Origin of the sequence: Rhodococcus sp. OK611 (assembly GCF_003050885.1) — a bacterium.
Classification (GTDB): domain Bacteria; phylum Actinomycetota; class Actinomycetes; order Mycobacteriales; family Mycobacteriaceae; genus Rhodococcus_G; species Rhodococcus_G oryzae.
In genome coordinates this window covers 302,532-328,572 of sequence record NZ_QAOZ01000004.1, presented here as the reverse complement: position 1 = coordinate 328,572, position 26,041 = coordinate 302,532, and the positions used below count along the sequence as shown (strand labels likewise).

Below are 26,041 nucleotides of genomic sequence, written 5' to 3'. Positions count from 1 at the left end.
GCCGGCCCGGCCACTAGTCGTCCCCGCAATCGACCGGGTCGAGCGCGAGACGGTAGCCGCGCTTGACCACCGTCTGCACGATCTTCGGGGCGCCGAGACAGGTCCGCAGCCGCGCGATGGCGGTCTCCACCGCGTGGGTGTCCTCGCCGCCGCCGGGGAGCACGGAGAGCAACTCCTCCCGCGAGACGACCCGTCCGGGCCGGTGCGCCAGTGTTCGCATCAAAGCCATTGCGGCAGGAGCGAGTTGACGAACCTCGCCGTCCACGACGACACATCCGCCCCGCACGCTCACGTCGTGACCCGCCGCGCGCAGGCGCATCGAGCGGCGCGGCAGCTCCTCGGCGATGTGCCGGGCCAGCGACCCGAGCCTCGCCCGCCCCGGCATGGTGCTCGGGACACCGAGCGCCTCGAGCGGCGCCGCGGTCACCGGGCCGACGCAGACCGCGAGCACCCGGGTGCGCAACGAGTTCAGCAACGGATCGATGAGACCGATCTCCTTGGCCCGGATCAGCATCGACGCCACCGCGGGCGCGCTGGTGAAGCTCAGCGCGTCCAGACCCCCTCCGACAGTCAGCTCGATGAGCCGGTCCATCGCGGTGGGGTCGTCGGGCTGGGTCCACCGGTACACCGGAACCGGGACGACCTCGGCCCCGGCCACCCGCAGCACCTCGCAGAAATCGGGCAGCGGCTCCCACTCGGTGGTGGCGCCGTGCAACTGCACGGCGATCCGCTTGCCCTCGACACCCTCGGCCAGCAGGTGATCGATCACCTCGGCCGACGACTCGGAAACCGGGGACCACTCCTCGCGCAGGTCTGCGGCGCGGATCGCGCCCTTTGCCTTCGGACCGCGGGCCAGCAGCCGGGCGGTCGACAGCGCGCCGCCCAACTGCTCGGCGAGGCCCCAGCCATCGGCGGCCTCCATCCAGCCGCGGAACCCGATTCCGGTGGTCGCGACCGCGATCTCGGGCGGGTTGTCGATCAGTTCCCTGGTCACCCTTTCCAGCTCGGCATCGTCGACGAGCGGGATGATCCGGATCGCGGCCGCGTGCACGACGGTGGCACCGCGACGGGTCAGCAGGGTGGTGAACTCCTCCGATCGCCTGGCCGCGGTCACCCCCACGGTGAAACCGGACAGAGGCTCACCGACCTGCGGCACCGCCTTGCCCTCGCTCATGCGCTGTCCGCCACGGCAGACGAGGTGCTGTGGACCTGGACCATGCCCGCCCAGACCCGCACGTCGTACACCGGCAGCCGGACGGACTCGTCGTCGAGGCAGCGCCCGTCGACGAGCGAGAACACCTGCTTGAGCAGGGGCGAGACCACGATGGGCTCGCCTGCCCTGTCCCCGACCAGGCCGCGCGACATCACCGCCGCGCGCCCGAAGGGGTCGATGTTCCCCACTGCGTAGAGCGAGCCGTCCTCCATGAGGAACAGGGCTGCCTGCTCGCCCCCCCGAATCAACACCGCGACACCGAGCCCCGGGATGAGGTGGCTGAGCGGGCAGGCCGAGGTCCATTCGAGTCGTCCGTCGTTGACGCTCTCGCGTCCGGGTCCGGTCACGTTGTGCGCCTTCATCTCGATAACGGTCATCATCGTGGTCCTCCTGTAATGCAGGCTTACTTTCTACTTTTCCGGTGTTACCTGGGCGTTAAGCCGTGATTCCCTCGGGGTAAGCAGGTTCTGAGCGGTCCTCATCCGCTACTGGGAGATCGTGGCTGGCATCGGCGGAATCCCCATCAGGACCGGGATCTTGCGATCGCCGGACTCGTCGAACACCACGGTCGGGTCGGCCTCCTCCGGTGCGTTGACGAAGGACACGAAGCGCGAGAGCTTCTCCGGATCGTCGAGCACGCCAGCCCACTCGTCCTGGTAGCCCTCGACGTGCTTGGCCATGGCCGCCTCGAGCTCCTCGGCGATACCAAGGCTGTCCTCGCAGACCACAGCTTTGAGGTGATCGAGGCCGCCCTCCATAGCCTCCACCCACGGCGCGGTGCGCTGCAACCGGTCGGCGGTGCGGACGTAGAACATCAGGTACCGGTCGATGTAGCGGATCAGCGTCTCGTCGTCTAGACCACCGGCCAGCAGCTGCGCGTGCTTGGGCGACTGACCGCCGTTGCCGCCGACGTAGAGGTTCCAGCCGTTCTCGGTGGCGATGACGCCGACGTCCTTGCCGCGGGCCTCCGCACACTCACGCGCGCACCCGGAGACACCGAACTTGATCTTGTGCGGGGAACGCAAACCGCGGTAACGGTTCTCGAGTCCGACGGCCATGCCAACGGAGTCCTGGACGCCGTACCGGCACCAGGTGGATCCGACACAGCTCTTCACCGTGCGCAGCGACTTGCCGTAGGCCTGACCGGACTCCATGCCGGCGTCGACCAGTCGCTTCCAGATCGCGGGCAGCTGCTCGACGCGGGCACCGAACAGATCGATGCGCTGGCCACCGGTGACCTTGGTGTACAGACCGAAATCCCGTGCCACCTCACCGATCACGATCAGCTGCTCGGGTGTGCACTCGCCACCGGGCATCCGCGGCACCACCGAGTAGGTGCCGTTCTTCTGGATGTTGGCCAGGAAGTGGTCGTTGGTGTCCTGCAGCGAGGCCTGGTTCCTGTGCAGGATGTGATCCGAATCGGTCGAGGCCAGGATCGAGGCGACCACAGGCTTGCAGATGTCGCATCCGCTTCCGGTGCCGAACTTGGTGATCAGCGCGGAGAAGGTGCGGGTACCGGTCGCCATCACGATCTCGAACAGCTCCGCGCGCGACTGCTCGAAATGCTCACAGAGAGCCTTCGACATCACCACGCCGGACGAGGCCAGTAGCTGCTTGATCGTGGGCAGGCACCCCCCGCAGGTGGTTCCCGCGTTGGTGCAGCTCTTGACGGACGCGATGTCGCAGGCGCCCTCGGCGATCGCACCGCAGATGGCGCCCTTCGTGACGCCGTTGCAGGAGCACACCTCGGCATCGTCGGGCAGCGATCCGGCGCCGGGCTTCTCGCCCGCAGGCGAGATCAGCGACGCCGGGTCGCCGGGGAGCTCGCGTCCCACCAGGGGCCGCAGCGACGCGTACGCGGACGCGTCGCCGACGAGGATGCCGCCGAGCAGGATCTTGGCGTCGTCGGACACCACGAGCTTGGTGTAGGTGCCCTTGGCCGCGTCGCTGAGGACCACCTCGAGCGCACCGGGCGTCTGCGCGTGCGCGTCACCGAAACTGGCGACGTCCACCCCCATCAGCTTGAGCTTGGTGGACAGGTCCGCGCCAGGGAACTCGGCCGCGCCGCCGAGCAGCCGATCGGCCACGATCTCGGCGGTGGTGTAGCCGGGCGCCACCAGGCCGTACGCGACGCCCTCGACGGCCGCGCACTCGCCGACGGCGTAGACGGCCTCGTCGGAGGTCCGGCAGCCGAGATCGGTGAGGATGCCGCCGCGTTCACCGACCTCGAGTCCGGCCGCACGGGCCAGCTGATCCTGCGGCCGGATGCCCGCGGAGAACACCAGCAGCGCCGCCTCGATCACCGATCCGTCCGAGAGCTCGACGCTCACGCCGTCGGGCCCCTCGGTGATGGCGGCGGTGCCGACGCCCGCGTGCACGGTCACGCCGAGGTCGGTGACCAGCCGCGCCAGCAGCGCGCCGCCGCCCTCGTCGACCTGCAGCGGCATCAGCCGCGGGGCGAACTCGACCACATGCGGGGTCATGCCCATCAGCCGGAGCGCATTGGCCGCCTCCAGGCCCAGCAGGCCGCCACCGACGACGACGCCGACCGCCCCCGGACCCGCCTTCTCCGCGGTGGCGCGGATACCGTCGAGATCGTCGAGGGTGCGGTACACGAAGCACTCGGGTCGGTCGTGGCCGGGAATCGGCGGCACGAACGGGTACGAGCCGGTGGCCATGACGAGGGCGTCGTAGCCGAGGGTGTCGCCGGCGCCGGTGGTGACGGTGCGTGCGGTGCGGTCGATCGCGACAGCCCGCTCGCCGGTCCGCAGGTCGACCAGCGGGTCACCGGCGTAGTCGTTGCCCGCGAGCGCCAGTTCCTTTGCGTCCCAGGACCCGACGTACGAGGACAGGCCGACCCGGTCGTAGGCGGGCAGCGCCTCCTCACACAGAACGGTCACTCGCCACTGGGCGTCTTCGTCCCGCGCGCGCAGCGCCTCGACGAATCGATGGCCGACCATTCCGTGCCCGATCACCACTACCGACTTGTTGTTCATGCTGCGCCCTCTTCTTCGATCGATGGTGTTTCGTGTGCTGGTTGGTCTCTTGGTTCCGGATCCGAGTTACGTAGCCATTCGCAGATGCCATGGACGACGGAGCTGCAACCGCCGCAGCCGGTGGTCGCCCTGGTTTCCGTGGCCATGGCCGCCACGCTGCGCGAGCCCGCCTTCCACGCCGTGGTCAGCTGCGACTTGGTCACCGAGTTGCACCTGCAGACCACAGCCGACCCCGGCATGGTGGCCGGGCTCGCCACCTCGACGCCCGCGCCCGATCCGCGGCCGATGAGAAGCGACATCCGATCCACCGGGACCGGCAGCTGCGCGTCGAACAGCTGGGTCAGGGTGCCGACCACGTCGGGGTTTCCCAGCAGCACCGCCCCGACCACCCGGTCCTCCCGCACCACGACCTTCGCGTAGCGCCCTCGGGTCGGGTCGGCCAGGGTCAGCACCTCGCTGTGGCTGCAGTGCATCTCGGCGCTGATGTCGCCCATCGAGGCGAGGTCGATGTCGTGCGCCTTGAGCCGCGTCACGTTCGCGGTCCCGTGGTAGGTGGCGAATCGGTTCTCGCCCGCGAGCCGCTCGGCCACCACCGCGGCCTGCTCCCAACCCGGCTGCACCAGTCCGTAGACCTCGCCACGGTGCTGCGCGCACTCCCCGATGGCAGAGACGCGCGGGGCGCTGGTCCGCAGCAGGTCGTCGACCACGATGGCCTGATCGATCGCGATGCCCGCGGACTCGGCCAGCGACACCTCCGGCCGGATCCCCGCGGACAGCACCAGCAGATCGGCGGGCAACTCGGTCCCGTCGTCGAGCACCACGGTCCGGTTCTCTGCGTCGCGGGCGACCGCCCTGCGACCGAGCACCATCCGCATGCCGAGCTCGGTGAGCACCCGGGTCAGCACCGCGCCGCCCGCGGGGTCGAGCTGGCGCTCCATCGGAAAGTCCTTGGGGTGCACCACCGTGACGTCCATGCCACGCATCAGCAGTCCGCGGGCCGCCTCCAGTCCGAGCAGGCCGCCGCCCAGCACGACGGCACTGGAACCGCCGGCGGCCGCGGCGATGATCTGGTCGCAGTCGCCGATCGTGCGGAACGCGGCGACGCCGTCGACCAGCGTGCCCGACTCGTCCACCGCGCCCGCGATCGGCGGGATGAACGATCGGCTACCGGTCGCCAGCACCAACTCGTCGTAGCCCATCTCCTCGTGACCGGCCCCGGTGCCGTCGTCGCAGCGCACGGTCCGTGCGGCCGTGTCGATGCCGGTCACCCGGACACCGGAGCGGACGTCGATGCCCTGACGCTCCCACCAGCCGTCCGGCTTGAGCCGGGTGTCGCGGCCGGTGATGCTGCCCGCCAACACGTTCGAGAGCAGGATGCGGTTGTAGGCGGGGTGCGCCTCGGCACCGATCACCACGATGTCGAGCCGCGCTCCGTCCGGGTCGCGTCGCCGCAGTTCCTCCGCCAGTCGCGAGCCGGCCATGCCGTTGCCCACCACCACGATTCGGGTCCTGGTCATGCCATCGCCTCCGTGTCTGATGTCGACTGACGTATCGTCTCCAGCCTCACCGCACATGCCTTGAACTCCGGCATCCCGCTCGTCGGGTCGAGAGCCGGGTTGGTCAACAGGTTCGCCCGACCGGAGCCGGCGAAATGGAACGGCAGGAACACGGTGTCGAGCCGCATGCTGTCGTCGCAGCGCACAGTCGCCTCGGTCCGGCCCCGCCTGCTCACCACGGCGGCCTGCTGACCCTCGACGAGGCCCACCCGGTGCGCGGTGTCGGGGTGCACCTGCACGAACATCCCGCCCGCAGCGCGGACCAGTTCGTCGATCCGGCGGGTCTGCGCCCCGGACTGGTAGTGCGCGAGGACCCGTCCCGTCGTGGCCACCAACGGGAACTCGGCGTCCGTCCCCTCGCTCGGCCCACGGTGCTCCACCGCGACGAAACGCGCACGGCCGTTCGGGGTCTCGAATCGATCAAGAAACAAACGCGGTGTCCCGGGGTGCTCGGGCTCGCCCGCTGGGGTGGCCGGGCACGGCCAGTGCAGCGCGGCGCCCTCGTCCAGCCGGGCGTAGCTGATCCCCGAGTAGTCCGCGACCCCGCCCGCGGAGGCCAACCGGAGCTCTTCGAAGACGGCCTCGGGATCGGTTCCGAACCGACCCGCGGGCTGACCGAGACGGCGCGCGAGCCCAGCCAGCACCTCGAGCTCGGAACGCGGTCCCTCGGGGGCGGGCACGGCGGCCTTGCGGCGCAGCACCCTGCCCTCGAGGCTGGTCATGGTGCCCTCTTCCTCTGCCCACTGCAGGACCGGCAGGACGACGTCCGCCATGGCGGCGGTCTCCGAGAGCAGGAAGTCGTTGACGACCAACAGGTCCAGCGCGGACAGTCGGTCCACGACATGGCCGGCTCGGGGAGCCGACACCGCGAGGTTCGCCCCGTGCACCATCAGCGCGCTCGGCCCGCCGGGCGTGCCGATCGACTCGAGCAGCTCGTACGCGCTCTTGCCCGGGCCGGGCAGCTCGGCGGGGTCGATGCCCCACACCTGCGCGACATGCACCCGCGCGGCGGGATCTGTGATCTTGCGGTAGCCGGGCAGCTGATCCGCCTTCTGCCCGTGCTCGCGACCGCCCTGCCCGTTGCCCTGCCCGGTGATGGCGCCGTAACCGCTGCCCCGGCGGCCGGGCAGCCCGAGGGCAAGGGCCAGGTTGATCACGGCCGAGACGGTGTCGGTCCCGGTCGCGTGCTGCTCGGCTCCCCTGGCCGTCAGGATGTAGGCACCAGCGTCGGACTGCTGTGCGCGCCACAGGATCTCCACCGTGCGGCGCAGCGCGCTCACCGGCACCCCGGTGACCCGCTCGGTGCGCTCGGGCCACCACTGCGCGGCGGCCAGCCAGGCATCGTCGAATCCCTCGGTGCGGGCGCCGACGAAGTTGTGGTCGATCCGGCCGTCGAGCACGGCCAGGTGCAGCAGGCCGAGTGCCAGCGGCAGGTCGGTGCCCGGGCTCAGTTGCAGGTGCACCCCGCCGCCTGCGAGCGCGCGTTCCACGGTGGCCGTGCGCCGGGGGTCCGCGACGATGAGTCCGCCCGCGTCCGCCGCGGTCGCGAGGTGACCGACGAACGGCGGCATGGTCTCGGCGACGTTGCCGCCCAGGATCAGGATCGCCCGCGCCGCACCGAGATCGGCCACGGGGAAGGGCAGACCGCGGTCGAGCCCGAAGGCCTTGCCACCCGCTGCCGCCGCCGAGGACATGCAGAACCGGCCGTTGTAATCGATGTTCGAGGTGCGCAGCGCCACCCGGGCGAACTTGCCCAGCTGGTACGCCTTCTCGTTGGTGAGCCCGCCGCCGCCGAAGATGGCAACGGCGTCGCGCCCGCCCTTTGCCTGCGCCGCCGCGAAGCCGTCGGCCACGATGTCGAGCGCGGTGTCCCAGCTCGCGGGGGTCAGTTCCCCGTCCCGGCGCACCAGCGGTGCGGTGAGCCGGTTCGGGTTCCGCAGCAGTTCCGCACTGGTCCAGCCCTTCTGGCACAGCCCGCCCCGGTTGGTGGGGAAGCTCCGACCCGTGACCGTCGCGGTCAGGGCCTGATCCGTTGCCGAGGAGTCCCGCGCGATGTTCATCGCGCACTGGAGTCCGCAGTACGGGCAGTGGGTGGGGGTGGAGACCAGTGACGGAACTGCGATGGTCATACCAGCACCGACTCCTCGGTCTCGGTGACGTCCCTGGCCGCCGGGCGGCGCAGGAACACCACATAGGTGACGACGATGCAGGCCAGGTAGAAGCCGAAGAAGACCCAGAACGCCATGGTCGCGGACTTGGCCGGGCTCAGGTACGAGGCCCGGAGCACCAGGTTGATGCCGACGCCGCCGAGTCCACCGATCGCGCCCGCGAACCCGATCAGCGCGCCTGACATGCTGCGGGACCAGGAGGCCTTCTCGACCTTGCTGAGCTCGTCCATGCCCTGGGCCTTGGCCTCGAAGATGGACGGGATGATCTTGTACACCGAGCCGTTGCCGACGCCGGACAGGATGAACAGCGCGATGAAGCCCAGGACCAGGATGGCCAGCGTGCCGGTGGTCGCGGGGCCCGCCGCACGGTCGTCGAGGGTGCTCGCGCCGACCACGACCGCCGCGGCCAGCGCCATCGCCGAGAAGGTGTACAGCGTGATCTTGCCGCCGCCGACGCGGTCCGCGAGCTTGCCACCGATCGGCCGGGCGATCGAGCCGAGCAGCGGTCCGATGAACGCGATCTGTGCGGCGTGCAGCGCGGCCTGGGCGGGGGTGTCGCCGCCTGCCAGGAAGTTGATCTGCATGACCTGGCCGAAGGCGAAGCTGTAGCCGATGAAGGAACCGAAGGTGCCGATGTACAGGAAGCTGATGACCCAGGAATCGCGGAACTTGAGCGCCTTGCCCATCGCCCGCAGGTCGGCCTTCTGGTTGCCGAGGTTGTCCATGAACAGCGCGGCGCCGATCGCGGCGATGCCGACGAAGACCAGGTAGATCGAGCAGACGATCCAGGGCTCGGTGTTACCGACGGTGGCGATCACGAGCAGACCGATGAGCTGGATCAGCGGCACGCCGATGTTGCCGCCGCCCGCGTTCAGGCCGAGGGCCCAGCCCTTGAGGCGCTGCGGGTAGAAGGCGTTGATGTTCGTCATCGAGGACGCGAAGTTGCCACCGCCGACTCCGGCGAGGGCCGCCACCAGCAGGAACGTGGTGTAGGAGGCGCCTGGGTTCAGCATCAGCACCAGGGTCAGCACCAGGGGGATGAACAGGACCAGCGCGCTGAACACGGTCCAGTTGCGCCCGCCGAACCGCGCGGTCGCGACGGTGTAGGGGATGCGGAGGATGGAGCCGACCAGGGTCGGGACCGCCACCAGGAAGAACTTGCCCGCAGGGTCGATGCCGTAGACATCGGTCGGCATGAACAGGATCATCACCGACCAGATGGACCACACCGAGAAGCCGACATGCTCCGCGATGACCGACCAGACGAGATTGCGCTTGGCGATGTCCTTGCCGCCGGCCTCCCAGGCCTCGACGTCCTCGGCATCCCATTCCGCGATGTAGTGCTTGCGATTCGAGAACTTGTCCTCGAGCGCGCCGGCTGTTGCCGTGGCTTCGTCCGAACGTGTGGTCACCGGGTCTCCTCTATGCGTGGGAGACCTAAAGGTACGAGTCGGATGTTGCCGAGGTGCTGCCGGCAATGACTCCGGAATGAACTTGCGCTCACGAACGCGGAGGCCGGTTGGTGAGGACGTTTCCGCAGGTAAACGCCGTGTTACGGCGTGTGACGACCGCTCACAGCAGGGTCAAGATGTGACAGGTGTCACAACCAGCTGTCCTCGAGGAACCTCGGTTTGCACGCCACGTAGCCCGCGACCAGGATCACCGCGACCGCGCCGAGCAACAGGGCGAACGGCCAGGTCCAGCCGCCGGTCAGGTCGTGCAGGATGCCGAACAGCAGCGGGCCGATGCAGGCCACCGCATACCCGAGCCCCTGGGTGAAGCCGGAGAGCGCGGCCGAGCCGGCCGCGGTGCGGGTACGCAGGTTGATCAGCGTCAACGACATGGGGAACGTGCTCGGGCCGAGGCCGACCAGCAGGATCCACAGCACCGGGGCCGCCATGGGCGCGAACAGCAGACCGGCGAATCCGGCCAGGTAGAACACGGCACAGGCGACCACGACGGGGTACGGGTTGGCAATCCGCGCGCACAGCGTTGGCGCCCCGATCGCCGCGATGAATCCGACCGCGGAGAACAGCGCGACCATGGCACCGCCGAATGCCGCGCTCGCGCCGGCCTCGGTCAGGATCTTCGGCACCCAGGTGAACATCGAGTACGTGATCAGCGAGGTCATACCGAACATCCCGGCCATCCCCCAGGCCACGGGCGAGCGCCACGCACGACCGCGCTCGCCGTGCTCCGTGTGCGGTTCCGCGGAGGTGTCGACACGGTCTCGGCCGCGCCTGCTGATCACGATGCCGACCCAGGGCAGGGCCGCAGCGAAGGCCAGCAAGGACCACAGCCCGAGCGAGACGCGCCACCCGTAGGCGTCCGCGACCGGCACCGCGACGAGCGCGGGAAGGAAGGTGCCGACCTGCACACAGGTGATGTAGATCGTGCTCATCATCGCGACGCGGTCGGAGAAATAGCGCTTGACCAGCGGCGGGATCACCACGTTGCCGATCCCCATGCCACCGAGGGCCAACGCGGAGAGCGCGAGCAGGGCCGCGGTGTCGGACACCATCGAGCGGGTCGCGATCCCGATGCCGGTCATCAGCATCGCCCCGAGCGCCACCCGCTCCAGGCCGAACGTCAGGGCCAGCCGGGGCGTGAGCAGCCCGAAGACGGCGAACATCGCCGTGGGCAGCATCCCGAAGACACCGACGATGGTGGACCCGAACCCGACGTCCCTGCTGATCTCGTCGAGCAGCGGGGTCAGGGAGGTGACGGCGGTGCGGAGCGTGAGCGCGGAGAGCACGATCGCGACCAGCACCATCAGCCGGCCGGTGACCAGTGCGCGGCGGTCGATCGGGTGCCGATGCCGTTCGGTTGCTTGCACGGACACCGCACACCTCGTTCCCTCAACAAATGATCGCAAAATCATAGGATGAATGGATGATCCGATGCAACTGAGTATGATGCGCAGACGTCTTACCAGAGAGGGACCGCGTGCAACCCGTACGACGAACAAGCCTCATCGCGCAGGTCACCGACCAGCTGCGCGCGGAGATCGTGGCCGGCCGCTGGCCGACCGGCTCTCGGATTCCGACCGAGCCGGAACTCGCCGAGCTGACGGGGACCGGGCGCAACACGGTCCGCGAAGCGGTCCAGGCGCTCGTGCACGCGGGCATGCTCGAACGACGCCAGGGTTCGGGCACCTACGTGATCACCACCAGCGACCTCGGCGGGACGCTCGGCAAGTACTTCGCGGCCGCGCACGAGCGGGACATCCTCGAGTTGCGTCAGGCCCTGGACGTCACCGCGGCCGCCCTCGCCGCGCGGCGCCGCGACGACACCGACATCGCAACCCTGCGCGATCTGCTCGCGCGCCGGAACCTGCTCTGGTCGCCCGTCGAGGGCGCGGCCGACACGACGGCCGCCGTCGCCGCCGATCTCGCCCTGCATCGCGCGATCGTCGCGGCCAGCCACAACGAGGTGTACCTCGAGTTCTACGACTCGTTACTGCCCGCCATCGAGCAGACCATCCTCCGCCACCCCGTCGCGGCCGAGAACTCCTACGAACCCGAGCACGACCAGCTCGTGCAGGCCGTCATCGACGGCGACAGCGAGCGCGCGGCGACCGCGGCGCGCCGGTTCCTCACCGAACTCCTCGCCCACCGCACCTGAGTCGCTAGAGCATCAACCGGATCAGGTCCGCGGTGCGGACCAGGCCAGGCAGCGCCTCCGCCGTCGAGCGCGGATGCAGCGCATGCACCGCCAGACGGAACATCAGGGCGCGCAACAGCATCTGCGGCCATTCCGGCAGATCTTCCCACCGGGCGATCAGCTCCGCGTCGGCTCCGCCCCAGGACAGCGCGTCCACCACGACGACCCCGGCCGCCCAGGCCACGGGCCGCCAGTACGGGGTGATGTCGGTGATGCCGGGTGCCTCCGAGCCGGAGAACAGGACGGTGCCGAAGAGGTCGCCGTGCACCAGCTGATCGGGGCTGCGCACCGGCTTGCGCAGGGTCGCGAGCTGCCCGATCAGCTCCACACTGGTTCGGCCGTCGTCCGTGACCGCCTCGAACTGGCCCTTGACCGCCCGTAGGGGAACCTGCTCCCACGCGGCCCGATCGGCCGCGACGAACACGTCGACGTCCGCCCACGGCGCCACCGGGGGCTGCACCAGGAACCGAGGCCGCTCGAGGGGCGCGGTCGCCGCGTGCAGCCGCATCGACAGCGAGACCACCTCGTCGTGCCGCGGCTCCGGCGAACCGCCGATGAATGTGTCTGCCCGCCATCCCGATACGACGTAGCGTCCGTCTGTTGCCCGGACCGGCCTCGCGATCCGCACCCCGTCCGCGGTCAGCGTCTCGCGCACCTTCGCCGACCATGCGGCGCGGGCGTGGTCGGCGACCGGCGAGAGGACGACATCACCGCAACGCCAACCGCCGTCCCAGTCGGCTCCGAGCGGAATCGGAACCGTCTCGCGCAGACCGAAGGTGGAGCGCACGTGCTCGGGAGGTTCGACAGAGCTCACGTCAACAACGCTACCGCCGTCAGGCCTGTCGCCGTCCCTGACGCGCCGGGTCTGCCTCAGTACACCGGCAGGGACTTGTCCACCTGGTTCGCCCAGGCGATCACGCCGCCCTGCAGATGGGTCGCATCGGCGAAGCCCGCCTTCTTCAGTGCGGCCAGTGCCTCGGCAGACCTGATGCCGGTCTTGCAGTGCAGCACGATCGGCCGGTCCTGGGGCAGCTCCGCGAGCGCCTCACCGGAGAGGATGCGGTCCTTGGGGATGAGCGTCGCCCCCGGCAGGTGGACGATGTCCCACTCCACCGGTTCGCGGACGTCGACGATCTCGATCTCCTTGCCCGCGGCCAACATCGCGGCCAGTTCGGGCGCCGTGATCGTCGAGTCCGCGGCCGCGGCCACACCCTCATCGGACACCACGCCGCAGAACGCGTCGTAGTCGATGAGCTCGGTGATCGGCTCCCGGGCCGGGTCACGGCGCAGCTTGATGGTGCGATAGCTCATCTCGAGGGCGTCGTACACCATGAGCCTGCCGAGCAGCGACTCCCCGATTCCGGTGATGAGCTTGATCGCCTCGGTGGCCATGATCGACCCGATCGAGGCGCAGAGCACGCCGAGCACGCCACCCTCGGCGCACGACGGCACCATCCCCGGCGGCGGCGCCTCCGGGTACAGGTCCCGGTAGTTCAGCCCGCGTCCGTCCGGGGCGTCCTCCCAGAAGACCGACGCCTGCCCCTCGAACCGGTAGATCGAGCCCCAGACGTACGGCTTGCCCGCGAGCACCGCGGCATCGTTGACCAGGTAACGGGTGGCGAAGTTGTCGGTGCCGTCGAGGATCAGGTCGTACTGCGCGAACAGCTCCACCGCGTTGTCGGGCTCGAGCCGGAACTGGTGCAGCCGCACCTCGACGTTGGAGTTGATCTCGAGGATGGAGTCACGAGCGCTCTCGGCCTTGGGCCTGCCGACGTCGGCCTGCCCATGGATGACCTGGCGCTGCAGGTTGGACTCGTCGACCTCGTCGAACTCGACGATGCCGATGGTGCCGACGCCCGCTGCGGCCAGGTAGAGCAGCGCAGGCGACCCGAGCCCACCCGCGCCGATCACCAGCACCCGGGCGTTCTTGATCCGCTTCTGCCCCACCATGCCGACGTCGGGGATGATCAGGTGCCTGCTGTAGCGCGCCACCTCGGCGCGACTCAGCTCGGCCGCGGGTTCGACCAGCGGCGGCAATGAGTTCTTGGACTTCAGGTCAGACACGACGGCTCCTACGGTCTACGCGCTCACGCAGCTACAACGCTCCGCACGAGTCCATTCTTCCCCCGGTCGGTTACGGTCGGTCGCCCTGGTACGCACGATGTTCGCGAGGAGTCCCGATGAGCACCGCCCCGACCCCGACCACCGATCCGGTCTCCTACCGCGCCGAGGTGCCGGTGCGGTGGTCGGACATGGACGTCTTCCAGCACGTCAACCACGCCAGGATGGTGACCCTGCTCGAAGAGGCCCGGATCGACTGGCTGCGCAGCGTCGGCCCGGAGGCGTCCGAGTTGCTCGGGACCTCGGTGGTGGCACACATCGACGTGCGGTACCGCTCCCCGCTCACCCACGCGGACAGCCCGCTGTCGGTCACGATGTGGATCGAGCGATTGCGCACCGTCGACGTGACCGTGCGCTACGAGGTGCGCGCGGCAACGGCGCAGGCGGATTCCCGGCCGGCCGTCGAGGCCGTCACCCAGCTGGCCCTCGGCGATCCGCACACCCAGCGGCTGCGCCGCCTGACCGCGGACGAACGCGCGCTCCTCGCGACCTGGGTGCGGGGCTAGTCGACTAGCCGCGCGGGTGCGGCCAGGGGTTGAACCGGCAGGTCTTGCCGTCCATCGGCACCACACCCTCCGGGTCGAGCTTGGCGATGTCGTTGTTCGAGGTGCCGAAGGTCTGCTGCATCATCACCGGTGCCAGTCCCCCGTCCGACTCGCAGGGCTGATGGTCCTGATAGCCGATGGCGTGACCGACCTCGTGGTTGATCTGGTACTGCCGGTATGAGCCGATGTCGCCCTGGAAGGAAATCGCGCCGCGGACCCAGCGCGGTTCGTTGAGGACCACCCGGTTGATCGACGGGTTGTAGCAGGAGACCTCGAGTTCGATGTCGTATCCGCAGGCCTGGCGAACGGTCATCTGAGACGTCAGCGACACCCTGAACGAGGGTTCGCCGCTGTCGATCCGGCGGACCGCGAACCGCTGGTCCTTGGTCCAGCTCTTCGGGTTGGCCAGGGTCTGGTCCACCATCCGGCCGAACGCCTCGTCGCCGCCGAAACCGGACGTGTCGACGCCGTCCTCGACCTCGACGGTGTACGTGAAGACCTGCTCGGTGCCCTGCCCCGCCTGCCCGGTGCCACCTGGGATCACGTGCCACGTGCCCGCGCCCTGAGCTGTGAACGGTCCGCCGTCCGGGAGGGCGCCGGACGGGATCGTCACGGCGAAGTTGCCGTCGGCCTGCGGCGGTACGCCGATCACGTCGGTGCCGTCGGTGGCCGTGCTGAGTGCGCCGAGACCCGGGCCGTCGCCGGTCTCCGATTCGGGGGAGCTGCCGCCGCCGCGGATCGCGTCGACGGCGACCAGCACGGTGACCACCAGCAGGATCGGGATCGCGTACGCCCGCCATCCGTACACGGAGACGAACTTGCCGAGCTTGCTCTGCTTACGGGCCTGACGTTCCGGTCTCGGGGCGCGGGGTCGTCCCGGCTCGCGACTGGTGGGATCCCATTGCGCTCGAAGCGGCTGATGGGAGCCGGTCTCACGGCGCCCGTAACGCTCGTCGTCGGGGTATCGATCGTCTCGGTAGTCGTCGCCTGCGCGCGTGGCCGAGTAGCGGTCGTCGGGGTAGTCACTGTCGCCGGAGCGACGCGGAGCGTCGCCCCGCAACCGCGGTCCACCTCGATCTGTCACGGAGCCAGAATCTCACAGACCGGCGCCACGGCGATTCGGCGCGCCGAACGTCGCCCCGACCGGGCACCCGACGGCGACATGCCGACACCGACCGCATCACCTGGAATACTCACTTACACAGCATGCGCCATTGTGAGGGTGGCCCGGCGATCGTCCGGGTATCGTTCGATGACTTTGTGCACTCAGTGCAGTGAGCACCCTCACGGCACCGCACGGGTCAGTGATGGTGGATAGGCAGCAGATTGGGAGCACGATGACAGAACTCGCGGATCGGGCCGCAGCACCAGCCGGCCAGACCACCAAACGCAGCACCCGCCTTCCCCGCGACGCGCGGCGGTTGCAGCTGCTCCAGGCCGCGAGCGAGGTCTTTGTCACCAGGGGCTATCACGCTGCGGGCATGGACGAGATCGCCGAGTGCGCGGGTGTCAGCAAGCCCGTGCTGTACCAGCACTTCCCCGGCAAGCTCGACCTCTACCTCGCGGTGCTGCAGAGCTACGTGGACAGCCTGATCTCGGGCGTGCGGCAGGCCCTTCGGTCGACCACCGACAACAGGCAGCGCGTCCGCGCTGCCGTGCAGGCCTTCTTCGATTTCGTCGACAACGACAGCCAGGGCTACCGGTTGGTGTTCGAGTCCGACGTGATGGGTGACCCGCAGGTCCTTGCGCGGGTCGACCAGGCCACCGAGGCCTGCGTTGACGCCGTCTTCGACCTGGTCAGCCACGACTCGGGACTCGATCCCTATCGCGCCCGCATCCTCGCGGTCGGGCTCGTCGGCACCAGCCAGTTCACCGCGCGCTACTGGCTGCAGGCCAACCGGCCGATCCCCAAGGAGGAGGCCGTCGACACCACCGTCGTGCTCGCCTGGGGCGGACTGTCACACGTGCCGCTGCAGCACTGAACCGCGCGACACGAACCACACAGGCACATACGAGAACGGGGCGCGGATGACCGCGCCCCGTTTCTTCGTCCGCTTCGTCAGATCAGCTGGTCGCGGCGAACCCGACCTTGCGGCTGTCCGACGGTCCGATCTCCACGTACGCGACCTTGCTGGCCTGGATCAGGAACTTGCGTCCCTTGTCGTCGACGAGCGCCAGCACGCCGCCCTCGCCGCCGAGTGCGCCCGCGACCAGGGCCTCGACCTCTTCGGATGTCTGTTCGCTGTTCACGATGAGCTCGCGCGGGCTGTCAGAAACACCGATCTTGACCTCCACGGCCAACCTCCGAAATCTCGTGCCATCACTACCGAAGCCCAAGGCTAGTGCAGCCGCTCGCCGCCGCGCCCGCGCTGTGCGTGTGCTGAGAGCGAACAGCAGCGGACCGGCCTCACACGAGTCCGAGCACCGTCATCCGCTCGGAGTGCCGTTCCTGCATCCGGTCGAACATGGCGGCGATGCCGCTGAGGTCGCCGCTCGCGGTGATCACCAGCTCGGTCAGATCCTGGCGCTGAGCCATCACGTACTGCGCCTGGGTGATCGCCTCCCCCAGCAGCCGACGTCCCCACAGCATCAGCCGATCCTTGTCCTGCGTGCTCGAGCGGACCGCCGCACTGACCTCGTGCACCACGAACTCCGAGTGCCCGGTCTCGGCGAGCACCTCGCGCACGACGCCTGCGACCGACGGGTCGAGGGAGTCCGCGATCTCCAGGTAGAAGTCCGCGGCGATGCCGTCGCCCACGTACGCCTTGACCAGCGATTCCAACCAGGTCGAGGGGTGCGTGGAGGCGTGATAGTCGTCCAGCGCCGCCACGAACGGCTTCATCGCGGAGTACACGTCGTGCCCGCGTGCGGTCAACGCGGACTGGAGGGTCTCGAAGTGGCTCATCTCCGCGGCCGCCATGCTCGCCAGCGCGACCTTCCCCTGCAGGGTCGGCGACATCTGCGCGTCCTCCGCGAGGCGATAAAAAGCCGAGATCTCGCCGTACGCGAGAACGGCGAACAGTTCGCCCACTCCCGGATGATCGGCGGCGATGGCTGGCGTCAAAGAATCCGACGAATTGGCTCCCATGCGCACAGCCTAGACGTCGCGCGGCGCTCCTCGACCGGGGCCGCGCCAGGGCGGAGACGGTGAGATTGGCCATGCAAATACCGGCAGAGGCGGTCGCGCAAGCTACCATGGACGCGGGCAGCCGCCCGTAGCCCGAGCAAACGGGCCGACACAACCACGCGGCGACCCGCAGATAATGTGCGCGCACCTGATCTTGAAGTCCCTTCCCGCGCCGCGTCGAGATCCCCAGATTTCCGCGCTCAGGCAGCAGGAAGCGCGACTCACGGACGAGGGCACCGACATCGGCCGACAATCGGCCTGGCCCCACCTCGTGCGCGCGTGCCAACGAGGAAGGCCAGACCCCTGAGCAAGATCACGATCGACCATGAAGACGACGCGACCGAAACCACTCTCTCCGCCCAGCTCGACGAGACCCACACCGCCCCGACCTTCGCCGAACTCGGCGTCCGGGACGAGATCGTCCGGGCCCTCGCGGAAATCGGCATCGACCGCACCTTCGCCATCCAGGAGCTGACCCTGCCGCTCGCGCTGGCGGGCGACGACCTCATCGGCCAGGCCCGCACCGGCATGGGCAAGACCTTCGGATTCGGCGTCCCGCTGCTGCACCGCATCGCAACCGGCGACACCGGCACCGCGACGCTGGACGGCACCCCCCGCGCGCTGATCATCGTGCCGACCCGCGAGCTGTGCATCCAGGTCACCGAGGACCTGGTGAACGCGAGCAAGTTCCTCAAGGCAGGCAACCGCAAGCTCGAGGTGCTCTCGATCTACGGCGGACGCCCGTACGAGACCCAGATCGCCGCGCTGCAGAAGGGCGTCGACGTCGTCGTCGGCACCCCGGGCCGGCTGCTCGACCTTGCCAAGCAGGGCCACCTCATCCTCGGCAAGGTCGGAGTGCTCGTGCTGGACGAGGCCGACGAGATGCTCGACCTCGGCTTCCTGCCGGACATCGAGCGGATCCTCGGCATGGTCCCCGACAAGCGCCAGACGATGCTGTTCTCGGCCACCATGCCGGGACCGATCATCACCCTCGCGCGCACCTTCCTGACCCAGCCGACGCACATCCGCGCCGAGGAGCCGGAATCGTCGGCGGTGCACGACCGCACCAGCCAGCACATCTACCGGGCACACGCGCTGGACAAGGCCGAGATGGTTGCCCGCGTGCTGCAGGCCGAGGGTCGCGGCGCCACCATGATCTTCACGCGCACCAAGCGGACCGCGCAGAAGGTGGCCGACGATCTCGCCGAGCGCGGGTTCTCCGTCGGCGCAGTGCACGGCGACCTCGGCCAGGTGGCGCGAGAGAAGGGCCTCAAGGCCTTCCGCACCGGCAAGATCGATGTGCTGGTCGCCACCGACGTCGCGGCCCGCGGCATCGACATCGACGACGTCACCCACGTCATCAACTACCAGTGCCCCGAGGACGAGAAGACCTACGTGCACCGCATCGGCCGCACCGGTCGCGCGGGCCGCACCGGCATCGCGGTCACGCTGGTCGACTGGGACGACATCCCCCGCTGGCAGCTGATCGACAAGGCACTCGGACTCGGGATCCCTGACCCCGCCGAGACCTATTCCAGCTCCGAGCACCTGTACGCCGAGCTGAACATCCCGACCGACGCCAAGGGCACGATCAAGCGGGCCAGGCCCGAGCGCGCGACGGAGACCGGCGGCGACTCCGCCGACACCACCGGCACCGAGCGGAGCGAGAAGTCCGAGCGCCCGGCGCGCACGCGGTCCCCCCGCAAGCGCACCCGCGGCGGTCGCAGCACCACCGAAACCAACACCACCGCAGCGGTTTCCGACGCCCCGGCAACGGACACCACCGCACCCTCGGGCGACGGCACCGCGCCCGCGCGCCGTCGCAGGCGTCGGCGTAAGCCGGCGGCAGCGGCAGCCGCACCCTCCGTGGCCGTGGCCTCGGAGTAGCCCGCCGCCGTGGTCGCACCGGAGCGGCGCACGCGCGCCGACCTCATCGCCGCTGCCGCGATCGCGGTCGTCGTTTTGCTCGCCGCCGGTGTGATCTGGCTGCGCAGCGACGCCAGGGGCACCACCTCGATCACCGCGGAAACCCCTGCCACACCGGCAGATACGGCGCTGTCCATCCCGGAGAACGTCACCGAGATCTGGCGCGCCGACAGCGCATCGACCGGGCGTCCGGTCGTCGCGGGTGGCGCCGTGGTGACCGCGGAGGGCGGTGCGGTCATCGGTCGCGACCGTGACACGGGCACGCAGCTCTGGAACTACACCCGGGACCTGCCGCTGTGCGGGGTGATCGGGGCGTGGAACTCCGTCGTCTCGGTGTACCACGACGGTCGCGGCTGCGGCGCCGTCACCGAACTCGCAGGCGCGGACGGCGCCCGGGTGGCCCAGCGCAGCAGCGATGCCGACGACGCCGTGGTCCTGTCCGAGGACGGCACCTACGTGACCTCGCGCGGGATGGACCGGATGGAGCTGTGGCGTTCGGATCTGGTGCGCACCCTGGAATTCGGCCGCGTCGACGCGCCGGTGAACCCGAACACCCAGCCACGCTCGGGCTGCGAGCTGGTCTCGTCGGCGTCGAGCAGCACGCGGCTCGCGGTACTCGAGCGCTGCCAGGACGAGCCCGCCGACCGGCTCAGTGTGTTGAACCCCGCTCCCAAGGACAACACCGAACCCGACGAGTACGGCTCGAGCGTGCTCGCCGATCTCGACCCCGGCGTCACCGGTGCGAAGGTCCTCGCCGTCGCGGGTGACCGCACCGCCGTCTACCTGCCCGCCGGACCCTCGACGGGGGCCAGGGTCGGCGTCTTCGACGGCTCCGGCACGCCCATCGCCATGCACCCGGTACCGGCCGATGTCTCCGCCGATTCGAAGGTGGTCAAGGTCGGTTCGGTGTACTCGTGGTGGACGGGTTCACGGGTGATCGCCCTTGGCGCAACCGATTTCGTGCCCCGGTGGACCATCGAGGGGGCCATCGGCCCCGGCGCGCTGATGGCGGGCCAGATGCTGGTCCCCGTCGACGGTGCCATCGCCGTGCACGACCTGTCGACCGGAGCCGAGGTGCGTCGGATCGCCGTGGACCGCGCGGGCGAGCAGTCACCGATCACCAGCGCGGTGGTGGGCACGGTGCTGCTCGAGCAGCGCGGGGACGACCTCGTCGCCCTGCGCTGACGAGTCAGGCCGTGGGGCTGAAGGTCACCAGGTCCGCGCCGGTGTCCCAGTGCGCAACCAGTTGCTCGGCCAGCTCCCGGTAGGCGAGGGCGCCCTTGTTGCGCCTGCCCGCGAGCACCGTCGCCCCCGAGGCCGAGGCCTCTGCGAACCGCACCGTGCGCGGGATCGGCGGCGCCAGTACGGGCATCTCGTAGCGATCGGCCACGTCGGAGATCACGTCACGACTGTGCGTCGTGCGGGCGTCGTAGAGCGTCGGCAGCGCGCCGAGCAGGCGCAGGTCGGGGTTGGTGATCTGCTGCACCTCGCCGACGGTGCGGAGCAACTGTCCGACGCCGCGGTGCGCCAGCGTCTCGCACTGCAACGGCACCAGCACCGAGTCGGCCGCGGTCAGCCCGTTGAGGGTCAGGACGCCCAGCGACGGCGGGCAGTCGATCAGCACGATGTCGTAGTCGTTGTCCAACGTCGCCAGCGCGCGCTTGAGCGCGAACTCCCGGCCAGGCCGCATCAGCAGCATCGCCTCAGCGCCCGCGAGGTCGATGGTCGCTGGCACCAGCGAGATGCCCTCCTCGGTGTCGAGGATCACCTCGCGCAACGCCGCCTCACCGGTCAGCACCTCGTGCACCGACGATTCGACCCGATCCGGGTTGTGTCCCAACGAGAACGTCAGGCAGCCCTGAGGGTCCAGATCCACCACGAGCACCTTGCGCCCGAGACCCGCGAGCGCGGCCCCAAGCGAGGCAACCGTCGTGGTCTTGGCGACCCCACCCTTTTGATTCGCCACAGCGAGCACAGTTGTCACGGGGTGATCTTTGCGCACTTCGTCGGATGTGGCGAGCGGTCGGGCTCAGATCGTCCTGGCATCATGGCGGCATGAGCACCGCACGCCCCCGCATCGCCCTGGTCAGACACGGCGCAACGGAGTGGGCACTGAACGGCAGGCACACCGGCAGCACCGACATCCCGCTCACCGCGGCGGGAGAGGAGCAGGCACGGGAGGCCGGGCACCGGATCGCCCGGCTGGGGCTGCGGGACCCGCTGGTCCTGACCAGCCCGCGCAGCCGGGCCACCAGGACCGCGGAGCTGGCCGGACTCGAAAGGGCCACCGCCTGGGACGCGCTGGCGGAGTGGGACTACGGCCGGTACGAGGGCCTGACCACCCTCGAGATCCGCGAGAGCGTGCCGGGCTGGACCGTCTGGTCGCACCCGTGCCCGGGCGGGGAGAGCGCCGAGTCCGTGGCGGCCCGCGCCGATATGGTGCTGTCGACGGCGCTGTCACAGCTCGAGGAACGCGACGTGATCCTCGTCGGGCATGCACACTTCTCCCGCGCCCTGTTGGCCCGGTGGGCCGAGCTCCCGGTCACCGAGGGCAGGCGGTTCGCGATGGACCCGGCGGCGATCTCCGTGCTCGGCTTCGATCACGGTGTTCAGCAGATCAATTCACACAACGTCACCTGTTGACGCGATTCGAGAGAGAGCAATCATGATCCGGCGGGCCACCCCCGACGACGCCGCTGCCATCACCGGCCTGATCTACGACCTGGCCGAGTACGAGAAGGCCAGGCACGAGTGCACCGTGACCGTCGAGCAGATCACCACCGCCCTGTTCGGCGAGAACCCGTCCGCCTTCTGCCACGTGGCCGAGGAGGAGGGAGACGTCATCGGATTGGCGCTGTGGTTCCGCAACTTCTCCACCTGGGACGGCGTCCACGGGATCTACCTGGAGGACCTCTTCGTCCTGCCCGAGCGGCGCGGCGCCGGCCACGGGAAAGCCCTGCTGGCCGCACTGGCCAAGGAATGCGCCGACAACGACTACAGCAGGCTCAGCTGGTCGGTGCTGAATTGGAACGCGCCGTCGATCGCGTTCTACGAGTCGCTCGGTGCGACCGCCCAGGACGAGTGGACCACCTACCGCCTGTCCGGCGACGCCCTCGGCAGCCTCGCCGAGCAGGCGTAGCGGCTAGGAGGCCTCGTCGCCGTACTCGTCGGCCATCCACCGCGACGAGGGACTGCTGAAGAGCAACACCAGCGCGGCGACCGCGACCACCGCGAGCAACACCCCGTACGCCGGCTGGTGCGAGTCGGTCAGCAGCGACCAGGACACCGGGAGCAGCAACAGCTGGGCGACGACGGCGATCGTGCGACCCCATCGCCTGCCCGTGATCAGCGCGATGCCCGCGGCCAGGACCGCGCCACCGAGGATCGCAAACCACGCCGCGGTGCCGTATCCGCTGGTCGCGGTCTGATCGTGGCCGAGGAGGCCGCGGATCACGAGCACGATCGCGATGCCGACCGCGACGGTGCCCTGCAGGGTCACCAGCATTCCGGCCCAACGGACCGTGGCGGGCGGGCTGGGGCGTGTGGGCTGTTCTGGCACCGCGCCAGCCTATAGAACGCGAAGCTCCCCGCTAGGGTGGTGTCCTGTGCGCGCGCTGCTGATCGTCAACCCGAATGCCACCTCGACGACCCCCGCGGCGCGTGATCTGCTCGCGCACGCCGTGTCGAGCCGAGTCCAGGTGCGGGTCGCGCACACCACCCACCGCGGTCACGCGGGCGAGCTCGCCCGGCGCGCTGCCCTCGAGGGCATCGGCCTGATCGTCGTGCACGGCGGCGACGGAACCGTGAACGAGGTCATCAACGGGCTGCTCGGCGCGCCCCGGCCGGATTCCATGAGCGAGGTCCCGATCGGACCCATCCCGCTCATCGCGGTGGTCCCCGGCGGCTCGGCCAACGTGTTCGCCCGCTCGCTCGGTATCAGCGCGGATCCCGTGGCGGCGACCAATCAGCTCATCGAGCTACTCGCCCTGCGTCAGAACAGGCGGATCGGACTCGCCCATTGCGATAACCGCTGGTTCACCTTCAATGCCGGCATGGGCCTCGACGCCCAGGTGTGCGAGGCGATCGATGCGAGCCGCGGCAACGGCCACCCGGCGACGCCGTCGCGCTACGTCCGGAGCGCGGTCCGCGCCTTCTTCCGCAATCGGGGCACCGAACCGACACTGACCGTCCAGGTACCCGGCCACGACCCCGTCGAGGGCGTGCACTACGCCTTCGTGTCGAACTCAAGCCCGTGGACGTACCTGAACGACCGTCCCGTCCGGATCAACCCCGAGACCACGTTCAGCACCGGCCTCGGCGTCTTCGCGATGCGGACGATGAGCGTCCCCAAGACACTGAAGTTGGTCCGGCAACTCCTCACGCCCGGCGCACAACCCAAGGCGCGCAACCTCTTTCGGGTCGACGACGTACCGACGATCCTGATCCGCTCGAGCACACCGATCGCTCTGCAAATGGACGGCGACTACATCGGCATGCGCACCGAGGTCGAGTTCGTCTCGGTCCCCGACGCGATCTCGGTCGTGGCGCCCAGCGGCGTCTGACGACTCGGCCCATCCCTCTGTCGCCACACTGCGCGATCGTCCCCAACATGAGAAAATGCCAAGAAATCTTACGGGACTAGTGCAATCTCGCCGCAACCGGGGTAGAAAGTAGCCCAGACCACATAGGGCAACCTAACAGAGTGAGTTACCCCACGAAGCGGTCTGATTCCATTGACATCCCGCTAGTTCGTGAAAGCATTCACAAGCAACAGCGCGGAAACATTTCACACAATGCGCATGAACTCAGCGATACGAAACGGTGCAGAACGCACCCGGTTAAGGAGCAGAAGGATGGACTGGCGCCACAACGCAATTTGTCGGGATGAAGACCCGGAATTGTTCTTTCCCGTGGGCAACAGCGGTCCGGCCATCGCCCAGATCGCAGACGCCAAGCTGGTGTGCAACCGGTGCCCCGTCACCGCCGATTGCCTGTCCTGGGCACTCGAGTCCGGCCAGGATGCAGGCGTCTGGGGCGGCATGAGCGAGGATGAGCGCCGCGCCCTCAAGCGTCGCAACGCGCGCACCCGCGCCCGCACCACGGTCTAGCAACACAGCACCGTACGAACGGGCCCGGCACCATGATGGTGCCGGGCCTCAGTCGTTTCTGGGGGTCGATCGTTTCTGGGGGCGGATCCGCGACTACACGCGGTTCGCGCGGCGCCCGAGCGGCACCCGCAGAGCGGCGTCGGTTCCGCCGCCTTCCGCGGGATGCAACCCGAGCGAACCGCCCAACTCGGCGGATACCAGGGTCCGGACGATCTGCAGGCCGAGTCGATCGGACCGCTCCAGGCTGAAGCCGGGCGGCAGGCCGTTGCCGTCGTCGTGGATCACCACGTCCAGCCAGCGCGCGGACCGCTCCGCGCGCAGCGTCACGGTGCCGGGCTCCCCCGGCTCGAATGCGTGCTCGATCGCGTTCTGCACCAGCTCGGTCAGCACCATGACCAGCGGGGTGGCCCGTTCAGCCGGGAAGACACCCAGGCTGCCCTCGCGACGGATCTGGACCGCGCTGCCCACCATGGCGACGTCGGCCATGATCGGCACCAGGCGATCGACCACCTCGTCGAGGTTGACCTCCTCGTCCACCGACATGGACAGGGTGTCGTGGACGAGCGCGATCGAGGTCACCCGGCGCACCGATTCGCTCAGCGCCTGACGCGCCTCGTCGTTGTTGGTGCGCCTGGCCTGCAGCCGCAGCAGCGCGGCGACGGTCTGCAGGTTGTTTTTCACCCGGTGGTGGATCTCCCGGATGGTCGCGTCCTTGCTCAGCAGCGCGCGGTCGCGGCGCTTGACCTCGGTGACATCGCGGATCAGCACCGCCGCGCCCGCGGGCTGGCCGCCCGGCCGCAGCACCAGGGTGCGCAGCAGCACCGTGGCCCCGCGCGCCTCCACCTCCATCCGCTTGCCCGCCTTGCCCGCGAGCGCGGCCCTGATGTCGTTCGCCACGTCCTGGGAGTCGAACGGGTCGGTGACCAGCGTCCTGGTCACCGAGGCCAGGTCGCTGCCCGTCAGGGTCGTGGTCGTCAGGCCCATCCGGTGGTAAGCCGAGAGCGCGTTCGGGCTGGCGTAGACCACGGTCCCGTCGGAGTCGAGCCGGATGAAGCCGTCGCCCGCGCGCGGGCTGGAGAGGATCTCGCTGTGTTCTTCCGGCGTCGGGAAGGTGCCCTCGCTGATCATCTGACACAGATCCGCGGCGCAGTCGAGGTACGCGACCTCGAGCGGGCTGGACTGCCGATGCTGGGTGGGGTTGGTGTCGCGGCTGAGGACGGCGATCACGTCCCCCGCGCAGCGGACGGGGATCGCCTCGCGGCGTACCGGCGTCCCCTCGCCGGGCGGGCCGTCCTTAACCCGCACGATCCGCCACTCCGTCAGCGCCTGCCGTACGTGCGGGTGCTCGGCGTCCGAGACCACGGTGCCGACGGCGTCCTCGGCGAACGCGGTGGGGGCGGTGGTCGGACGGCACTGCGCGACGCAGACCACTTCACCGTGGCCGGCGACCTCCGGGTTGCCGCTGTCCGCGCCCACCCACAGCAATACGTCGGCGAACGACAGGTCGGCGAGCAGCTGCCACTCCCCGACCACCCGCTGCAGGTGGTCGACCGCGCTGCCCGGCAGGTCGGTGTGTTCGGCGAGCAGGTCACTGAGGGTGGACATCGATCAGGGTGTG

General features: G+C 69.4%; 24 protein-coding genes. 9 read left to right on the top strand and 15 right to left on the bottom strand.

Annotated features, from left to right (window positions below):
• Nucleotides 1-13 precede the first annotated feature (13 nt).
• The 7 genes from C8K38_RS07160 to C8K38_RS07130 form a co-directional block, all read right to left on the bottom strand.
• Complete coding sequence (locus C8K38_RS07160; protein ID WP_097210595.1) at nucleotides 14-1,174, bottom strand: uroporphyrinogen-III synthase; 1,161 nt, start codon at nucleotides 1,172-1,174, stop codon at nucleotides 14-16.
• A complete protein-coding gene (gene nirD / locus C8K38_RS07155; protein ID WP_097210594.1) occupies nucleotides 1,171-1,590 on the bottom strand; it encodes a nitrite reductase small subunit NirD in 420 nt (139 codons plus the stop codon). The genes C8K38_RS07160 and nirD overlap by 4 nt, the downstream gene beginning before the upstream one ends.
• 108 nt (nucleotides 1,591-1,698) lie before the next feature.
• Nucleotides 1,699-4,209, bottom strand: a complete 2,511-nt coding sequence (nirB, locus tag C8K38_RS07150) for a nitrite reductase large subunit NirB (RefSeq protein ID WP_097210593.1) — start codon at nucleotides 4,207-4,209, stop codon at nucleotides 1,699-1,701.
• Nucleotides 4,206-5,726 carry an FAD-dependent oxidoreductase gene (locus C8K38_RS07145; RefSeq protein ID WP_097210592.1) on the bottom strand — a complete coding sequence of 507 codons (1,521 nt, stop codon included), beginning with the start codon at nucleotides 5,724-5,726 and terminating at the stop codon, nucleotides 4,206-4,208. The genes nirB and C8K38_RS07145 overlap by 4 nt, the downstream gene beginning before the upstream one ends.
• On the bottom strand, nucleotides 5,723-7,894 hold the full coding sequence (locus tag C8K38_RS07140; RefSeq protein ID WP_097210591.1) for a molybdopterin oxidoreductase family protein: 2,172 nt from the start codon (nucleotides 7,892-7,894) through the stop codon (nucleotides 5,723-5,725). The genes C8K38_RS07145 and C8K38_RS07140 overlap by 4 nt, the downstream gene beginning before the upstream one ends.
• Nucleotides 7,891-9,270: an MFS transporter gene (locus C8K38_RS07135; RefSeq protein ID WP_257017132.1), complete on the bottom strand. Its 1,380-nt coding sequence runs from the start codon at nucleotides 9,268-9,270 to the stop codon at nucleotides 7,891-7,893. Before C8K38_RS07135 ends, C8K38_RS07140 begins: the two co-directional genes overlap by 4 nt.
• Nucleotides 9,271-9,533: 263 nt before the next feature.
• Nucleotides 9,534-10,706, bottom strand: a complete 1,173-nt coding sequence (locus C8K38_RS07130) for an MFS transporter (protein WP_257017131.1) — start codon at nucleotides 10,704-10,706, stop codon at nucleotides 9,534-9,536.
• 173 nt (nucleotides 10,707-10,879) lie between these two features.
• On the opposite strand from C8K38_RS07130, the gene C8K38_RS07125 reads away from it, so the two are divergent.
• Nucleotides 10,880-11,557 (top strand): FadR/GntR family transcriptional regulator, encoded by a 678-nt coding sequence (locus C8K38_RS07125; protein ID WP_097210588.1) that lies wholly within the window; start codon nucleotides 10,880-10,882, stop codon nucleotides 11,555-11,557.
• A gap of 4 nt (nucleotides 11,558-11,561) precedes the next feature.
• On the opposite strand, the gene C8K38_RS07120 is transcribed toward C8K38_RS07125, so the two are convergent.
• Entirely contained in the window at nucleotides 11,562-12,410 is an 849-nt protein-coding gene (locus tag C8K38_RS07120) for a TIGR02569 family protein (protein WP_097210587.1), read from the bottom strand.
• A gap of 56 nt (nucleotides 12,411-12,466) precedes the next feature.
• Nucleotides 12,467-13,651: an adenylyltransferase/sulfurtransferase MoeZ gene (gene moeZ, locus C8K38_RS07115; RefSeq protein ID WP_077043574.1), complete on the bottom strand. Its 1,185-nt coding sequence runs from the start codon at nucleotides 13,649-13,651 to the stop codon at nucleotides 12,467-12,469.
• Between the two features lie 125 nt (nucleotides 13,652-13,776).
• Between moeZ and C8K38_RS07110 the strand changes: the two genes are divergently transcribed.
• Nucleotides 13,777-14,223 (top strand): acyl-CoA thioesterase, encoded by a 447-nt coding sequence (locus tag C8K38_RS07110; protein ID WP_097210586.1) that lies wholly within the window; start codon nucleotides 13,777-13,779, stop codon nucleotides 14,221-14,223.
• A gap of 4 nt (nucleotides 14,224-14,227) precedes the next feature.
• Here C8K38_RS07110 and C8K38_RS07105 read toward each other — a convergent pair whose 3' ends face one another.
• The gene (locus tag C8K38_RS07105; RefSeq protein WP_097210585.1) at nucleotides 14,228-15,346 is read right to left on the bottom strand and encodes a DUF3152 domain-containing protein; all 1,119 of its coding nucleotides are present in this window, start codon (nucleotides 15,344-15,346) and stop codon (nucleotides 14,228-14,230) included.
• Between the two features lie 253 nt (nucleotides 15,347-15,599).
• On the opposite strand from C8K38_RS07105, the gene C8K38_RS07100 reads away from it, so the two are divergent.
• Nucleotides 15,600-16,244 carry a TetR/AcrR family transcriptional regulator gene (locus C8K38_RS07100; RefSeq protein ID WP_027500149.1) on the top strand — a complete coding sequence of 215 codons (645 nt, stop codon included), beginning with the start codon at nucleotides 15,600-15,602 and terminating at the stop codon, nucleotides 16,242-16,244.
• Nucleotides 16,245-16,326: 82 nt separating this feature from the next.
• On the opposite strand, the gene C8K38_RS07095 is transcribed toward C8K38_RS07100, so the two are convergent.
• On the bottom strand, nucleotides 16,327-16,557 hold the full coding sequence (locus tag C8K38_RS07095) for a DUF3107 domain-containing protein (protein ID WP_077041048.1): 231 nt from the start codon (nucleotides 16,555-16,557) through the stop codon (nucleotides 16,327-16,329).
• Between the two features lie 112 nt (nucleotides 16,558-16,669).
• Complete coding sequence (locus tag C8K38_RS07090) at nucleotides 16,670-17,350, bottom strand: ferritin-like fold-containing protein (protein ID WP_097210584.1); 681 nt, start codon at nucleotides 17,348-17,350, stop codon at nucleotides 16,670-16,672.
• A gap of 318 nt (nucleotides 17,351-17,668) precedes the next feature.
• Between C8K38_RS07090 and C8K38_RS07085 the strand changes: the two genes are divergently transcribed.
• A complete protein-coding gene (locus C8K38_RS07085; RefSeq protein ID WP_097210583.1) occupies nucleotides 17,669-19,276 on the top strand; it encodes a DEAD/DEAH box helicase in 1,608 nt (535 codons plus the stop codon).
• Nucleotides 19,277-19,285: 9 nt separating this feature from the next.
• Nucleotides 19,286-20,500 (top strand): Rv3212 family protein, encoded by a 1,215-nt coding sequence (locus tag C8K38_RS07080; RefSeq protein WP_097210582.1) that lies wholly within the window; start codon nucleotides 19,286-19,288, stop codon nucleotides 20,498-20,500.
• Nucleotides 20,501-20,504: 4 nt separating this feature from the next.
• Here the strand turns inward: C8K38_RS07080 and C8K38_RS07075 are convergent, their stop codons facing one another.
• On the bottom strand, nucleotides 20,505-21,299 hold the full coding sequence (locus C8K38_RS07075) for a ParA family protein (protein WP_077041046.1): 795 nt from the start codon (nucleotides 21,297-21,299) through the stop codon (nucleotides 20,505-20,507).
• A gap of 71 nt (nucleotides 21,300-21,370) precedes the next feature.
• Between C8K38_RS07075 and C8K38_RS07070 the strand changes: the two genes are divergently transcribed.
• On the top strand, nucleotides 21,371-21,958 hold the full coding sequence (locus C8K38_RS07070) for an acid phosphatase (protein ID WP_097210581.1): 588 nt from the start codon (nucleotides 21,371-21,373) through the stop codon (nucleotides 21,956-21,958).
• 22 nt (nucleotides 21,959-21,980) lie between these two features.
• Complete coding sequence (locus C8K38_RS07065) at nucleotides 21,981-22,454, top strand: GNAT family N-acetyltransferase (protein ID WP_097210580.1); 474 nt, start codon at nucleotides 21,981-21,983, stop codon at nucleotides 22,452-22,454.
• 3 nt (nucleotides 22,455-22,457) lie between these two features.
• On the opposite strand, the gene C8K38_RS07060 is transcribed toward C8K38_RS07065, so the two are convergent.
• Complete coding sequence (locus C8K38_RS07060) at nucleotides 22,458-22,820, bottom strand: hypothetical protein (protein ID WP_097210579.1); 363 nt, start codon at nucleotides 22,818-22,820, stop codon at nucleotides 22,458-22,460.
• A gap of 100 nt (nucleotides 22,821-22,920) precedes the next feature.
• Between C8K38_RS07060 and C8K38_RS07055 the strand changes: the two genes are divergently transcribed.
• The gene (locus tag C8K38_RS07055) at nucleotides 22,921-23,877 is read left to right on the top strand and encodes a diacylglycerol/lipid kinase family protein (protein WP_097210578.1); all 957 of its coding nucleotides are present in this window, start codon (nucleotides 22,921-22,923) and stop codon (nucleotides 23,875-23,877) included.
• 291 nt (nucleotides 23,878-24,168) lie between these two features.
• On the top strand, nucleotides 24,169-24,423 hold the full coding sequence (locus C8K38_RS07050) for a WhiB family transcriptional regulator (protein WP_027500159.1): 255 nt from the start codon (nucleotides 24,169-24,171) through the stop codon (nucleotides 24,421-24,423).
• 93 nt (nucleotides 24,424-24,516) lie between these two features.
• Here C8K38_RS07050 and C8K38_RS07045 read toward each other — a convergent pair whose 3' ends face one another.
• Nucleotides 24,517-26,028 (bottom strand): sensor histidine kinase, encoded by a 1,512-nt coding sequence (locus tag C8K38_RS07045; RefSeq protein WP_097210577.1) that lies wholly within the window; start codon nucleotides 26,026-26,028, stop codon nucleotides 24,517-24,519.
• Nucleotides 26,029-26,041 lie beyond the last annotated feature (13 nt).